At 72.0% G+C, this 15,151-nt stretch carries 10 protein-coding genes; 7 read left to right on the forward strand and 3 right to left on the reverse strand.

The window, feature by feature from the left end; genetic code table 11:
• From treS to AB0K80_RS33185, 4 genes are all read left to right on the forward strand, one after another.
• A partial coding sequence (gene treS / locus AB0K80_RS33170) for a maltose alpha-D-glucosyltransferase (protein WP_365676146.1) occupies window positions 1-1,382 on the forward strand: 1,382 nt, incomplete at its 5' end.
• Window positions 1,383-1,410: 28 nt separating this feature from the next.
• Window positions 1,411-2,772, forward strand: coding sequence for a maltokinase (locus AB0K80_RS33175; protein WP_365676148.1), 1,362 nt, complete (start codon window positions 1,411-1,413; stop codon window positions 2,770-2,772).
• A gap of 2 nt (window positions 2,773-2,774) precedes the next feature.
• Window positions 2,775-4,982, forward strand: a complete 2,208-nt coding sequence (glgB, locus tag AB0K80_RS33180) for a 1,4-alpha-glucan branching enzyme (protein WP_365676150.1) — start codon at window positions 2,775-2,777, stop codon at window positions 4,980-4,982.
• A gap of 127 nt (window positions 4,983-5,109) precedes the next feature.
• The gene (locus AB0K80_RS33185) at window positions 5,110-6,198 is read left to right on the forward strand and encodes a glutamate--cysteine ligase (protein ID WP_365676152.1); all 1,089 of its coding nucleotides are present in this window, start codon (window positions 5,110-5,112) and stop codon (window positions 6,196-6,198) included.
• A gap of 543 nt (window positions 6,199-6,741) precedes the next feature.
• Here the strand turns inward: AB0K80_RS33185 and AB0K80_RS33190 are convergent.
• Window positions 6,742-6,978 carry a DUF6480 family protein gene (locus tag AB0K80_RS33190; RefSeq protein WP_365676154.1) on the reverse strand — a complete coding sequence of 79 codons (237 nt, stop codon included), beginning with the start codon at window positions 6,976-6,978 and terminating at the stop codon, window positions 6,742-6,744.
• 152 nt (window positions 6,979-7,130) lie between these two features.
• Between AB0K80_RS33190 and AB0K80_RS33195 the strand changes: the two genes are divergently transcribed.
• Window positions 7,131-9,029, forward strand: a complete 1,899-nt coding sequence (locus AB0K80_RS33195) for an AMP-dependent synthetase/ligase (RefSeq protein ID WP_365676156.1) — start codon at window positions 7,131-7,133, stop codon at window positions 9,027-9,029.
• Between the two features lie 147 nt (window positions 9,030-9,176).
• Window positions 9,177-9,611: an ATP-binding protein gene (locus AB0K80_RS33200; protein ID WP_365676158.1), complete on the forward strand. Its 435-nt coding sequence runs from the start codon at window positions 9,177-9,179 to the stop codon at window positions 9,609-9,611.
• Between the two features lie 25 nt (window positions 9,612-9,636).
• On the opposite strand, the gene AB0K80_RS33205 is transcribed toward AB0K80_RS33200, so the two are convergent.
• Entirely contained in the window at window positions 9,637-10,125 is a 489-nt protein-coding gene (locus AB0K80_RS33205) for an ATP-binding protein (RefSeq protein WP_365676160.1), read from the reverse strand.
• A gap of 92 nt (window positions 10,126-10,217) precedes the next feature.
• Window positions 10,218-10,589 carry a PRC-barrel domain-containing protein gene (locus tag AB0K80_RS33210; RefSeq protein WP_365676162.1) on the reverse strand — a complete coding sequence of 124 codons (372 nt, stop codon included), beginning with the start codon at window positions 10,587-10,589 and terminating at the stop codon, window positions 10,218-10,220.
• 499 nt (window positions 10,590-11,088) lie between these two features.
• Between AB0K80_RS33210 and AB0K80_RS33215 the strand changes: the two genes are divergently transcribed.
• Window positions 11,089-15,075 carry a HAMP domain-containing protein gene (locus tag AB0K80_RS33215; RefSeq protein WP_365676164.1) on the forward strand — a complete coding sequence of 1,329 codons (3,987 nt, stop codon included), beginning with the start codon at window positions 11,089-11,091 and terminating at the stop codon, window positions 15,073-15,075.
• The last annotated feature ends 76 nt before the right edge of the window (window positions 15,076-15,151 follow it).

Below are 15,151 nucleotides of genomic sequence, written 5' to 3' on the forward strand. Positions count from 1 at the left end.
TGATCATCGACTTCGTCATGAACCACACCAGCGACCAGCACCCGTGGTTCCAGGAGTCCCGGAAGGACCCCGACGGGCCGTACGGCGACTACTACATGTGGGCGGACGACGACAAGGGCTACCCGGACGCGCGGATCATCTTCGTCGACACCGAGGTCTCCAACTGGACGTACGACCCGGTGCGCGGCCAGTACTTCTTCCACCGGTTCTTCTCGCACCAGCCCGACCTCAACTACGAGAACCCGGCCGTGCAGGAGGAGATCCTGGCCGCCCTGCGCTTCTGGCTGGACCTGGGCATCGACGGCTTCCGGCTGGACGCGGTGCCCTACCTCTACGCGGCCGAGGGCACCAACTGCGAGAACCTGCCCGCCACCCATGCGTTCCTCAAGCGGGTCCGCCGCGAGATCGACGCCCAGTACCCCGACACCGTGCTGCTGGCGGAGGCCAACCAGTGGCCGGAGGACGTGGTCGACTACTTCGGCGACTACGCACGCGGCGGCGACGAGTGCCACATGGCCTTCCACTTCCCCGTCATGCCCCGCATCTTCATGGCCGTCCGGCGGGAGTCGCGCTATCCGGTCTCCGAGATCCTCGCCAAGACGCCCGACATCCCCTCGGGCTGCCAGTGGGGGATCTTCCTGCGCAACCACGACGAGCTCACGCTCGAGATGGTCACCGACGAAGAGCGCGACTACATGTGGGCCGAGTACGCCAAGGACCCCCGGATGCGCGCCAACATCGGCATCCGCAGGCGTCTGGCCCCGCTGCTGGACAACGACCGGCACTCGATCGAACTCTTCACCGCCCTGCTGCTCTCCCTTCCCGGGTCGCCGATCATCTACTACGGCGACGAGATCGGCATGGGCGACAACATCTGGCTCGGCGACCGCGACGCGGTGCGCACCCCGATGCAGTGGACCCCGGACCGCAACGCGGGCTTCTCCACGTGCGACCCGGGCCGCCTCACCCTCCCCGTGATCATGGACCCGGTCTTCGGCCACCAGGTCACCAACGTCGAGGCGTCCATGGCCTCGCCGTCCAGCCTGCTGCACTGGACCCGCCGCATGATCGAGATCCGCAAGCAGAACCCGGCCTTCGGACTCGGCTCCTACACCGAGCTGCCCTCGTCCAACCCGGCGGTCCTCGCCTTCCTGCGGGAGTACGAGGACGACCTGGTGCTGTGCGTCAACAACTTCGCGCGGTTCGCGCAGCCCACCGAGCTGGACCTGAGCGCCTTCGAGGGCCGGCATCCGGTCGAGCTGTTCGGCGGGGTCCGCTTCCCGGCCATCGGTGAACTGCCGTACCTGCTGACGCTGGGGGGCCACGGCTTCTACTGGTTCCGGCTCACTCGAGTCGCATCCCGCATCGGCCGGCGACTGTGAGCATGCGCCGACGAAAGGAGGCGTGACCATGGCGAAGACCGCATCCCTGCGCCCGGACCTGACGCGCCTCGCCGAGCCCCTGGAGTCGCTCGGCGAGCTGCTGCGCGAGTGGCTGCCCCGGCAGCGCTGGTTCGCCGGCAAGGACCGGCCCGTCACGGAGCTCGGTGTGCTCTCCACGACCGAGCTCTTCCCGGGCTGTCTGCACCTGCTGGTGCACGCCGGGCACGGCGGCGTGCCCGCCCCGGGCGGCGCGCAGCCGGCCGGTGACTGCTACCAGCTCCTGCTCGGCGTACGGGAGCACCCCTCGCCCCGGCTCGGCCGGGCGCTGATCGGCCGGGTCCAGGACGGGCCGCTGGCCGGGCTCACGGTCTACGACGCGCTCCACGACCCCCGGTCGGCGCAGCTGCTGCTGGCGCGGCTGCGGCGGCCCGGCGCGGCGGGCCCGCTGCGGTTCGAGTGCGACCCGTCCCTGCCGTTGACCGCCGGTCTCGCGCCGCGGCTGCTGGACGCCGAGCAGTCCAACTCCTCGCTGGTGTACGGCGACGAGTACATCCTGAAGGTGTTCCGGCGCATCCAGCCGGGCGTCAACCCCGACCTGGAGGTGCCGGGCGCGCTGGCCCGCCAGGGCTGTCACCGGGTCCCCGCGCCCGTGGCGTGGTTCCAGACGCGGCATCCGTTCCGGGCGACGCTCGGCGTGCTCCAGCCGTACCTGCGGGACGCCTCCGACGGCTGGACCCTGGCCCTCGACGCGCTCGCCGCCGGGGACGACTTCACCGCCCAGGCCCGGGCGCTGGGCGGGGCCACGGCGGAGGTGCACTTGGCGCTGGCCTCGGCGTTCCCCGTCGGGGAGCCGGGGGAGAACGGGCGGACGGCGGCGGCGATGCACGAGCGGCTGACCGCCGCCGCGCACTGCGTGCCGGCCCTGACGCCCTTCGTGCCGGGCCTCAGGGCCGCGTTCGACGCGCTCACCACCTGCGACCCCGGGCCGCCCGCCCAGCGCATCCACGGCGACCTGCACCTGGGGCAGGTGCTGCGGGCCGGGCGGGAGTGGTTCGTCATCGACTTCGAGGGCGAGCCGTCCCGGCCGCTGTCCGAACGGCGCAGTGCCCACTCCCCCGTGCGGGACATCGCGGGCATGCTGCGCTCCTTCGACTACGCCGCCCGGCAGCGCCGCCCCTGGCGCCCGGAGTGGGCGCGCCGCTGCCGGGAGGCCTACTGCGCGGGCTACGCCGGCCGCGCCGGCTGGGACCCGCGCAAGAAGCACGGCCTGCTGCGCGCCTATGAGACGGACCGGGCCGTGTACGAGGTGCTGTACGAGGCCCGGCACCGCCCCGACTGGCTGCCCGTACCGATGGCGGCGATCGAACGCCTCGCCGTGAGAGGAGACTGACCGTGGCCCTGCGTGACACCTCACTCCCCGAGCCGTCCGGCCCCGTCCCGTGCGGGACCGCGCCGGCCCTGTCCGCCGAGGACCGCGGGCGCCTGCTGGCGGGCGCCCACCACGACCCGCACGCGCTGCTGGGCGCCCACCCGGTCGCCGACGGCGTCCTCTTCCGGGCGCTGCGCCCGTTCGCCCGCTCGGTGAGTGTGGTGATCGACGGGATCCGCACCCGTCTCGTCTCCGAGGGCGACGGCCTGTTCTCCGGTGTCCTGCCGCTGGACGAGATCCCCGCGTACACCCTGCTGGTCGCGTACGAGGACGCCGAGTACGAGGTGCACGACCCGTACCGCTTCCTGCCCGCGCTCGGCGAGCTCGACCTGCACCTGATCCGCGAGGGCCGGCACGAGGAGCTGTGGAAGGCGCTCGGCGCACAGCCCATGACCCACCAGGGCGTCACCGGCACCCGCTTCGCCGTGTGGGCGCCGAACGCCCGGGGCGTGCGGGTCGCCACGGACTTCACCTACTGGGACGGGACGCAGTTCCCGATGCGGTCGATGGGCGCGTCGGGGGTGTGGGAGCTGTTCCTGCCGGGCGTCGGCGAGGGCACCCCGTACAAGTTCGAGATCACCTCCCGGTACGGCCACCGCTTCCTCAAGGCCGACCCGATGGCCCGCCGCACCGAGGAGCCGCCGAACACGGCCTCGATCGTGACGGCCTCGCACTACACGTGGGGCGACCAGGAGTGGATGGCGCGCCGTGCGGAGACCCCGGTGCACGAGGCGCCGTTCTCGGTGTACGAGGTGCACCTGCCGTCCTGGCGGCCGGGGCTGACCTACCGGGAGCTCGCCGAGGAACTCCCCGCGTACGTCAAGGACATGGGCTTCACGCACGTGGAGCTTATGCCGGTCGCCGAGCACCCCTTCCACGGCTCGTGGGGCTACCAGGTCACCGGCTTCTACGCGCCGACCGCCCGCCTGGGCACCCCGGACGACTTCCGGTACTTCGTCGACGCCTGCCACCGGGCCGGCATCGGCGTGATCATGGACTGGGTGCCGGCGCACTTCCCCAAGGACGACTGGGCGCTGGCCCGCTTCGACGGCGACCCGCTGTACGAACCCGGGGACGCGCGGCGCGCCGAGCACCCGGACTGGGGCACCTACGAGTTCGACTTCGCCCGTACCGAGGTCCGCAACTTCCTGGTCGCCAACGCCGTGTACTGGTGCGAGGAGTTCCACATCGACGGGCTGCGCGTCGACGCCGTCGCCTCGATGCTCTACCTCGACTACTCGCGCGAGGACGGCCAGTGGGAGCCCAACGCGTACGGCGGCCGGGAGGACCTGGCGGCCATGCGGTTCCTGCAGGAGATGAACGCGACCGTGTACCGCCGCTGCCCCGGCGTGGTCACCATCGCCGAGGAGTCCACCGCGTGGGGCGGGGTGACCCGGCCCACCGAGACCGGCGGGCTCGGCTTCGGGCTGAAGTGGAACATGGGCTGGATGCACGACTCCCTGGAGTACATCGCCAAGGAGCCGGTGCACCGCAAGTACCACCACCACGAGATGACGTTCTCGATGGTGTACGCCTACAGCGAGAACTACGTCCTGCCGATCTCCCACGACGAGGTCGTGCACGGCAAGCAGGCGCTGGTGTCGAAGATGCCGGGCGACTGGTGGCAGCGGCGCGCCACCGTGCGCGCCTACCTCGGCTACATGTGGGCCCACCCCGGCAAGCAGCTGCTGTTCATGGGGCAGGAGTTCGCCCAGGGGGCGGAGTGGTCGGTGGAACACGGCCCGGAGTGGTGGCTGCTGGACGACGGTTACCACTCGGCGGGCGACCACCGCGGGGTGCGTGACCTGGTCCGCGACCTCAACGCGGTCTACCGGGCGACGCCGACCCTGTGGCAGTACGACACCCGGCCGGAGGGCTTCAGGTGGGTGGCGGTGGACGCGGCCGACGACAACGTCTTCGCCTTCCTGCGGTTCGACGCCGAGGGCAACCCGCTGCTCGCGGTGTCCAACTTCTCCCCCGTCGTGCGCCACGACTACCGCCTCGGCGTCCCCGACGGCACCACCGCCTGGGAGGAGATCCTCAACACCGACGCCACGTGCTACGGCGGCAGCGGCGTCACCCACCCGGACCCCGTCAAGCCGGAGGACGGCTGCGTCCGGATCACCCTGCCCCCGCTCGCGACGGTGTGGCTGACGCCGTTCGCTCTGTGAGGACCGGCGGCGACGACAGGTTCCGACCGCCCCGAGCGGGGCATTCGGGGTCGTACGACCGAGGAGACGGCCGTACGGCCGGGGAGACCTGGTCGCCGCGTCAGGCCACAGGAAGGGCGGCATCACGTTGCGCACTGTCGGAGTGGAGGAGGAACTCCTCCTGGTCGATCCGGAGACCGGTGAACCGCGGGCCCTGTCCGCCGCGGTGCTCGCCCGGGCCGAGCAGGACGAAGCCGACCAGGACGTGTTCGAGAAGGAACTCCACGACCAGATGCTGGAGTTCGCCACCCACCCGCAGACGGACATGGAGAGCCTGCGGGCGGAGCTCGGGCGCTGCCGCAAGGAGGCCGCGCGGCACGCCGGGGAGATCGGCTGCACGGTCGCCGCGCTCGCGACCTCACCGCTGCCCGTCAGCCCCGCCGTGGGTGTCGGCCGGCGGTACCAGTGGATGGCGCAGGAGTACGGCATCGCCACCCAGGAGCAGCTGGTACTGGGCTGCCACGTCCATGTGAACGTCGACTCCGACGAGGAGGGCGTCGCGGTCGTCGACCGGGTGCGGCCCTGGCTGTCGGTGCTGGCCGCGCTGAGCGCGAACTCGCCGTTCTGGCAGGGCAAGGACAGCGGGTACCACAGCTACCGCAGCCGGGTGTGGCAGCGCTGGCCGTCGGCCGGCCCGACCGAGCTGTTCGGCTCCGCCGAGCGGTACCACCGGCGGGTGGCGGAGATGGTGGCCACGGGCACCATCCTCGACGACGGGATGATCTACTTCGACGCGCGGCTGTCCCGGCGCTATCCGACGGTGGAGATCCGGGTCGCGGACGTGTGTCTGCACGCCGACACCGCCGTGCTGCTCGCCACCCTGGCCCGCGGCCTGGTGGAGACCGCGGCCCGGGAGTGGCGTGCGGACGTCCCGCCGGTCGACCACAGCGTGAGCCTGCTCCGGCTGGCCGGCTGGCGCGCCGCCCGCTCGGGCCTGTCCGGAGAGCTGCTGCACCCCGCGACCATGCGGCGCATGCCCGCGGAGGCGGTCGTACGGTCCCTGCTGGACCATGTCGCCGAGGCCCTGGAGGAGACCGGCGACCTGGAGCGGGCCCGGGAGACCTGCGCCGCCCTGCTGCGCGGCGGCACCGGCGCCCAGGTCCAGCGCGACCTGCTGGAACGCACGGGCAGCCTGCGGGACGTGGTCACGGAGTGCGTCCGGCACACCCAGGAGTGAGAGCGCGCCCGCCTGGGGCGGGTGTGCCGGGCTCTGCGGCCCCCGGCGGGGCGCCGGGACCGCCGGCACGGCGGGGGCCATGCGGCTCGCGCACGGCTGACACCGCAGTACCCCGGACAGCGGCCCGGGCCGCGTGGCACCGCCGCCGGCGTGCGGACCGCCACATCCGGCATCACCCTGGACGAGGTCCTGAGCCCCCCAGGGGCTTGCGGGCGCGGCCGAGGTCCTGAGCGCCCCCACGGGGGCGACGGGCGCGCCGGACCGGGACGGAAGCGGCGCGCCGGCTGACACCGCAGTACCCCGGACAGCGAACCGGGCCGCGCGGCACCGCCACCGGCGTGCGGACCGCCACATCGAAGTCCTGAGCGCCTCACGGGGGCTTGCGGGCGCGCCGGACGGCGGGACGGAAGCGGCGCGCGCACGGCTGACACCGCAGTAAGTACCCCGGACTGCGGCTCGCGCCGCAGGAGGCAGGCGCCCGGGGGGCGAGGCGCAGGTCGGCTCGGCACGCACGGGCGGCCGGGCGTGCGGGGGCTGCCCAGGTCAGAGGATCAGGACGAGGGCGTACACCAGGAAGAACGCGGCGATCAGCACCGTGAGACCGAGGATCAGCGTCATCGGTGCCTTGGCCCAGCCCTTGGGCGGGTTGTGCGTCTCGCGGGGGCCCGCCTCGGGCATGCTGCTCTCCGCGGGCGGGGTCTCGCCCGGGGGCACACCACCGCCGGGTTCCAGTCCGGTGCTGCGTTCGGGTTCGGGGTCGGGACTGATGTGCTGGCTCATGCCGTCCGAGTCCCCCGAACCCACCGGGATCATCAGGACGGCACACTTCCGGATTCCCGGCCCCCGGAGCTCGAGGACCGGCTACATTCGAGCACCGCCGATGACCGTACTCGTCGGCAGAGTCACCCCCCGTACATGTCAGGAGCAGTGCATTGCGTGACCTCGCTCTCGCTCCCCCGGCCGCCGCTCCCCTGACCGGCGGGCTCGCCGACAGTCTCTTCGAGACGGCGGACCGCGACCCCACGCTGCCGATGCTCGCCCGCCGCCCCGACCCGGCCTCCGCCGTGTGGCAGGAGGTGACGGCCGTGGAGTTCCGCGACGAGGTCGTCGACCTGGCCAAGGGACTGATCGCGTCGGGGATCTCCCCGGGCAACCGCGTCGCGATCATGGCGCGCACCCGGTACGAGTGGACGGTGCTCGCCTACGCCCTGTGGTCGGTGGGCGCCGAGATCGTGCCGATCTACCCCACGTCGTCGCGCGACCAGGTGGAGTGGATCCTCCGGGACGCCGGCTGTGTGGCCGTCGTCGTCGAGGACGAGCAGGGCGTGATGACGGTGGGCTCCGTGTGCGCCACGCTGCCGCGGCTGCGGCACGTGTGGCAGCTGGACGCGGGCGCCCTGGAGGAACTGGTGACCCGTGGCGGGTCCGTCCCGCTGGCCACGGTCGAGTCGATGCGCCGCCTGGTGCTGCCGGACTCGACGGCCGTCATCGCCTACACCTCGGGCACCACGGGCCGCGCCCTGGGCTGTGCGCTGAGCCACCGCGGCCTGGCCGCCCCCTGCGATACGCTGCTGGCGGGCTGGCGCGAGATCACCGCGCCGCCCGGGGAGCAGGGCGCCGTGCTCGCGTACCTGCCGCTGTCCCACGTGTACGGACTGATGATCCAGGGGATCTGCGTGCGCGGCGGTCTGCTGATGGGGCACGAACCCGACATGAGCGGAGCGGCCCTGGCCTCGGCGCTGCGCTCGTTCCGCCCCACGTACTTCTACGGGGTCCCGTCGGTCTTCGAGAAGATCTACAAGAACTTCCTGCGCACGGCCCAGGAGGCGGGCCGCGGCGGCCTGTTCGAGCGGGCCGCCGACACGGCCCGGGCGTTCGCCGCCGCCGTCGAACGCCAGCGGCTGGGCCGCGGCTCGGGACCCGGCCTGGAGCTCAGGCTCCAGCACGCCCTGTACGAGCGCACGGTCTACCGCAAGCTGCGGGACGCGCTCGGCGGCCGGGTCCGCCGGGCCACCTCGGGCGGCTCGCCCCTCCACCGCGACCTGTGCCTGTTCTACGAGGGCATCGGCATCCACGTGCACGACGGCTACGGGCTCACGGAGACCAGCGGCGGCATCACGATGCAGCCGCTGGGCCGGGAGAAGTCCGGCACGGTCGGCCAGGCCCTGCCCGGCACCGAGATCCGGGTGGCGGACGACGGGGAGATCCTGGTGCGCGGGCCGTCCGTGTTCCAGGGCTACGTCGGTGACGACACCGCCACCCGGACCGCGCTGCGCGGGAACTGGCTCGCCACCGGGGACCTCGGGCAGCTGGATTCCGAGGGGTATCTGACGATCACCGGCCGCAAGAAGGACGTGATCATCACCAGCAGCGGCAAGAGCGTCGCCCCGGCCTTCCTGGAGCAGCGGCTGCGGGTCCATCCGCTGATCCACCAGGCGGTGGTGGTCGGCGACAACCGGCCCTGCGTGGGGGCGCTGATCACGCTCGACCCGGACTTCCTGGCGCACTGGCGGGCGGCGCTGGCGCTCCAGGGCGAGGCGCGGGAGGCCCGGGAGGAGAACGCGCTGCGCGAGGAGATCGCCCGGGCGGTGGCCGGGGCGAACAGCGCCGTGTCGCGCCCGGAGTCGATCCGGGTGTTCCGGATCCTGCCGGAGCCGTTCGACGTGACCAACGGGCTGCTGACGCCGTCGATGAAACTGCGCCGCGACGAGATCGTGCGGCGTTACGCTGCCGAGATCGAGGCCATGTACCAGTCCCGGGCGCGGCCCGGGCGGCTGCCCGTCACGGAGGTGGTGTCCGCGTGGGACGAGTCGGACAACGTGTTCCGCTGAGGACCGGTCCGGCCGGCCGGGTTCCGCCGAGGGCTGAGGAACCGGACGAGTAGGCCCCGCACCCACGGGAACACGCAACAGTGGCGACGCAAGAGACCACCCGAGAAAGGCTGACCGGCCCTGCTGTCGACGGGCCCGAAAGGCGATATGTCAACCGAGCCGCGTGGGGACGACGCACTGACTTCCGAGGAGATCCCGAGCCGCACGAGCAGCTTCGCGGGCGAGCCGCACGACGTGACAGGCGCGCGTCTGGCCGCGGAGGAGTTCCTGCGTGATCTGGCACGCTCCGCTCCGCCCTCGGCCCCCGAGTACTGGGACGACATCCTGCTGGTGGTGACCGAGCTCGCCGCCAACGCCGTCCAGTACGCCCCGGGCCCCTTCGCGCTGCGCATGCGCAGGACGTTCGACGGTGTGCACGTGGTGCTGCACGACACCAGTACGACACCGCCGGCGCCGCGGCCGTTCGATCCGCGCAGCGGTGGCGGCGGCATAGGCTGGCACCTGATCCACACCCTGTGCGACCAGGTCAGCGTGGTCACGGACGACCACGGCAAGGACGTGCACGTCTTCCTCCCCTGGTGAGCGGGGCGAACCCCCAGGGGTGTGCTCAGGCCTGCGCGGCCCCGAGGGCCGGCCCTGGCGCGTCGCGCAGCGGCATCAGCACGCTGACCGTCTTGCCCCCTCCGGGACGCCGGCGGACGGAGATGTCCCGCGCCAGCCTGATGACGAGGGGCCAGCCGTAGCCGCTGCCGTGATACCCGGTCGGCAGGGCGCCGGAGCCGTGGGCCGCCTCGGGGATGACGTCACTGTGGTCGTGCACGTCCAGCCGGACGCCGTCCTCGGTCGTCCGGACGTCGAAGCCCGCCACTCCGTCACCGTGCACGATGGCGTTGGTGACCAGTTCCGAGACGACGATCAGCAGGTCGATCATGTCCTGCTCGTGGGGCACGCGACCCGCGGCCTCCCACCGGGCGCGCACCACCGACTCCGCGTGGGCCCGCGCCGACGCGGCCGTGGGCACCTCGGCGCCCGCCGTCCGCCGCCCGTCGAGAGCGCCGTCGGACCGCGCCGGGCCCGTTCCATCGGTGAGATGCATGTCAGTGGTGTCCCTGCGAGTCGCGTGCCGTGTACCGGGGCGGCTGTGAGCTCCGCCGCCGCGCCGCCGCGCGGTGCCTCCCGGCCCGTCGTTCAGCCGGCGGAGGTCTGGCGTGGCGGCAGCCCGAGATAGTAGTCGCCGACAGCCGTCAGGTACGCAGGGTCCATGGTCTCGCTGTCGGTCCTGAACCGCGGTGCCGCCTTGACCTCCGCCCGGGTGCAGTCCACGGTGATCCTCCGTTCCTCGGGGTCGATGTCCGTCACCAGACCGACCGGCACGAGGACGCTCCGGCCGAACACCCACACCCCCGTGTCGACGACCAGGTGCCGCATGCCGTGGTGGTCGGCCTGCCGGTCCACGTGGCCGATGGTGCCGTCGCCGGCCACGACGGTGTACCCCGTCAGGTCCCGTCCCTCGACGTGACCGCTGTCCGGCGCGTACGACCAGATTCTGTCGATGGGCACGCTGCTCCGTCCCTCCCGGATGAAACGACGAGTGATCGGCCGGGCGGGTGAGTGCCTCCCGGCTCCACAGCACCAACTACCCGCCTGCGGCAGGCGCATTCGACGTGCGGCACCCCGACCACGCGGGCACCCGCACGGAATCGGCCCCTGCTGGGTCCGCCCCTGTCACGCGGGCGAGCCGTCTCACCGGCGGATCGGTCACGGCCTCGCCCGCCCGCCCCGGCAAGCCCCTGCCGTCCCCGCTCGGCAAAACCTCTCCGCGTACCCCGCTTCGTTAAGGTCATGCACACGTTCCCTTACTTCCGTCCTCCGGCGCACAGGAGGCGCACCACGCTTTGTTCCCTACCCCCCGAGTGGGTTAGCCTGCGGCGTATTTCTCATCGCGTAGATCCGCTGAACTGCGGAAATGCACGCACGACGGGTCGGGCCGGGTATCGGCCCGGAGGGGTACCGAGTTCCCGCCCGCGGGAACTCCCTGGGGAGCGGAACGAGGGTGCGCATGACCAGCAACAGCGCCGAGGTCACCGACGCGGTGCCGGGCGACCAGGAGCTGAGGAGACTGCTGGCCGGCCTCACGGCCGTGCGGGACGGGGACTTCGGCACCCGGCTGCCGGACGACGCCGACGGCCTGATGGGCGACATCGCCAAGGTCTTCAACGGCATGGTGGACCAGTTGTCCGTGTTCACCTCCGAGGTGACCCGTGTGGCCCGCGAGGTGGGCACCGAGGGCACGCTCGGCGGCCAGGCGGTGGTGCCGGGGGTCTCCGGGACCTGGGCCGACCTGACCGACTCGGTGAACGCCATGGCGGGCAACCTCACCACCCAGGTCCGCGACATCGCCCAGGTCGCCACCGCGGTCGCCAAGGGCGATCTGTCGCAGAAGATCGACGTGCCCGCGCGCGGCGAGATCCTGCAGCTGAAGGAGACCGTCAACACGATGGTCGACCAGCTCTCCGCCTTCGCCGACGAGGTCACCCGCGTCGCCCGCGAGGTCGGCAGCGAAGGGCGGCTCGGCGGCCAGGCGCAGGTGCCGGGGGTCGCCGGTGTCTGGCGCGACCTGACCGACTCGGTGAACCACATGGCGGGCAACCTGACCAGCCAGGTCCGCTCCATCGCCCAGGTGACCACCGCCGTCGCCAAGGGCGACCTGTCCCAGAAGATCACCGTCGACGCCCGCGGCGAGATCCTCGAACTGAAGAACACCATCAACACGATGGTCGACCAGCTCTCCGCCTTCGCCGACGAGGTCACCCGCGTCGCCCGCGAGGTCGGCACCGAGGGACGCCTCGGCGGCCAGGCCCAGGTGCGGGGCGTGTCGGGCACCTGGAAGGACCTCACCGACAACGTCAACGTGATGGCCTCCAACCTCACCGGCCAGGTGCGCTCCATCGCCCAGGTCGCCACCGCCGTGGCCCGCGGTGACCTCTCGCAGCGGATCACCGTCGAGGCCAAGGGCGAGGTCGCCGCGCTCGCCGAGGTCATCAACACGATGGTCGACACGCTGTCGGCGTTCGCCGACGAGGTCACCCGCGTCGCCCGCGAGGTGGGCACCGAAGGACGCCTCGGCGGCCAGGCGCACGTGCCGAACGTGGCGGGCACCTGGAAGGACCTCACCGACAACGTCAACTCGATGGCCAACAACCTCACCGGCCAGGTGCGCAACATCGCGCTGGTGACGACCGCGGTGGCCCGAGGCGACCTGTCGAAGAAGATCGACGTCGACGCGCGCGGCGAGATCCTGGAGCTGAAGACGACGATCAACACGATGGTCGACCAGCTCTCCGCGTTCGCCGACGAGGTCACCCGCGTCGCCCGCGAGGTCGGCACCGAGGGACGCCTCGGCGGCCAGGCCGAGGTGGAGGGCGTCTCGGGCACCTGGAAGCGCCTGACGGAGAACGTCAACGAGCTCGCGGGCAACCTGACCCGGCAGGTGCGCGCCATCGCCGAGGTGGCCAGCGCCGTCGCCGAGGGCGACCTGACGCGGTCGATCACCGTGGAGGCCTCCGGTGAGGTCGCCGAGCTGAAGGACAACATCAACTCGATGGTGGAGTCCCTGCGCGAGACGACCCGGGCCAACCAGGAGCAGGACTGGCTCAAGACCAACCTCGCCCGGATCTCCGGCCTGATGCAGGGCCACCGCGACCTGCCCGTGGTCGCCGAGCTGATCATGGACGAGCTGGTGCCGCTGGTGTCGGCCCAGTACGGGGCCTTCTACCTGGCCGAGGACGGAGACGACGGCCCCGAGCTGCGGCTGGTCGGCTCCTACGGCTACCCCGAGGACAGCACCCGGCCCACCCGCATCTCCTTCGGCCGCACCCTGGTCGGGCAGGCCGCCCGCAGCCGGCGCACCATCACGGTGGACCAGCTGCCGCCGGACTACGTGACCATCTCCTCCGGTCTCGGCCAGGTCGTGCCGACCACCCTGGTGCTGCTGCCCATCGTGTTCGAGGGGCAGGTCCTCGGTGTGATCGAGCTGGCGTCGGTGTCGGCGTTCAAGCAGATCCACCAGGACTTCCTGGAACAGCTGATGGAGACCATCGGCGTCAACGTCAACACCATCGTCGCCAACGCCCGCACCGACGAGCTCCTGGTCGAGTCGCAGCGGCTGACCGCCGAGCTGCAGGCCCGCTCGGCCGAGCTGCAGGTGCAGCAGGAGGAGCTCCAGCGCTCCAACGCCGAGCTGGAGGAGAAGGCCTCGCTGCTGGTCGCGCAGAACCGGGACATCGAGGCGAAGAACCTCCAGATCGAGCAGGCCCGGCAGGAGCTGGAGGCCCGCGCGCAGCAGCTGTCGCTGGCCTCGAAGTACAAGTCGGAGTTCCTGGCGAACATGAGCCACGAGCTGCGTACGCCGCTCAACAGCCTGCTCATCCTCGCCCAGCTGCTGGCCCAGAACCCCTCGCGCAACCTCACCCCCAAGCAGGTCGAGTACGCGCAGATCATCCACTCGGCGGGTTCGGACCTGCTCCAGCTGATCAACGACATCCTCGACCTGTCGAAGGTCGAGGCCGGGAAGATGGACGTCTCCCCGGAGCGGGTGTCGCTGCGGCAGCTCATCGAGTACGTCGAGGCCACCTTCCGGCCCATGACCATGCAGAAGAGCCTCGACTTCACGGTGACGACCGCGCCCGGGGCGCCCGCGGACCTGCTGACCGACGACTCCCGGCTCCGGCAGGTGCTGCGCAACCTGCTGTCCAACGCGGTGAAGTTCACCGAGCGGGGCAGTGTGGAGCTGCGCGTCGAACCGGCCCTGGACGACGAGGTGCCCGAGGGGGTGATCCGGGGCGGCACCGTGGTGGCCTTCCGTGTGAAGGACACCGGCATCGGCATCCAGGAGCAGCACCTGGAGACCATCTTCGGGGCGTTCCAGCAGGCGGACGGCACCACCAGCCGCAAGTACGGCGGCACCGGCCTCGGGCTGTCCATCACCCGGGAGATCGCCCACCTGCTCGGTGGTGCCGTCACGGTGGACAGCGCACCGGGGCAGGGCAGCACGTTCACCCTGTTCCTGCCGGTGGCGCGGCCCGACTTCGAGGAGCTGCTCGGCCGCGGCCGGGCCACCGAGCGCACCCCGGCCCAGGCGCTGCCGGAGGCGGCGCCGTCACCGTCGGCGCCCCTGCCCGACCCGGTCTCCGGCCGCAGGCCGCGCCGGCTGCTGGTGGTCGAGGAGCGGCCGCGCGGTCTGCTGACCCTGGTCGCGGAGAGCGTGGTCACGGACCTGTCGCACGGGGACGCGGCGGCACCGGTCGACATCATCACCGCCGTCGGGGCCCAGGAGGCGGCCGGTGCCCTGGCCGCCGAGCCCTGCCACTGCGTGGTGCTGGAGCTCGGCATGCCGGACGGGGAGGCGTCCCGCTTCCTGGACGCGCTGCGGGGCGACTCGGCCCTCGCCAGCGTTCCCGTGCTGGTGCACACCGGGCACCGTACGGACCTGGCCGCGGAGGAGGCGCTGCGTTCCCGGGCGGAGGGCGGCGCGCTGGAGTTCCTCGCCAGCCTGGACGAACTGCGGGAGCGCATCGCCCTGCACCTGTCCGCCGAGGAGCCCGGCGACGTGCTGTCGCTGGTGCGCACGGAGGAGCCGCAGCGGCTGGTGCCGCAGCCGGTGGACGACTCGTTCTCCGGCCGCACCGTGCTGGTCGTCGACGACGACGCGCGCAACCTGTTCGCCCTCAGCGGCATCCTGGAACTGCACGGCTTCCGCGTCCTGCACGCCGAGAACGGCCGCAAGGGCATCGACACCCTGGTGAACAACCCGGACGTGGCGCTCGTGCTGATGGACGTGATGATGCCGGAGATGGACGGGTACACGGCGACAGCGGAGATCCGCAAGATGCCGCAGTACGCCGAGCTGCCCATCATCGCCGTCACCGCCAAGGCGATGCCGGGCGACCGGGAGAAGAGCCTCGCGTCGGGCGCCAGTGACTACGTCACCAAGCCGGTCGACACACAGGACCTGATCGCCTGCGTCCGACGCTGGCTGCCCGCATGAGGGCACCCGCGCCGTCCGGCCCGCCGACCGGCGTGCCGGACCGCGTCCCGCACCTCACGTTCCCCGCCCCAGGGCC

The sequence above is a fragment of the Streptomyces sp. NPDC052682 genome (assembly GCF_040678435.1).
Taxonomy (GTDB): domain Bacteria; phylum Actinomycetota; class Actinomycetes; order Streptomycetales; family Streptomycetaceae; genus Streptomyces.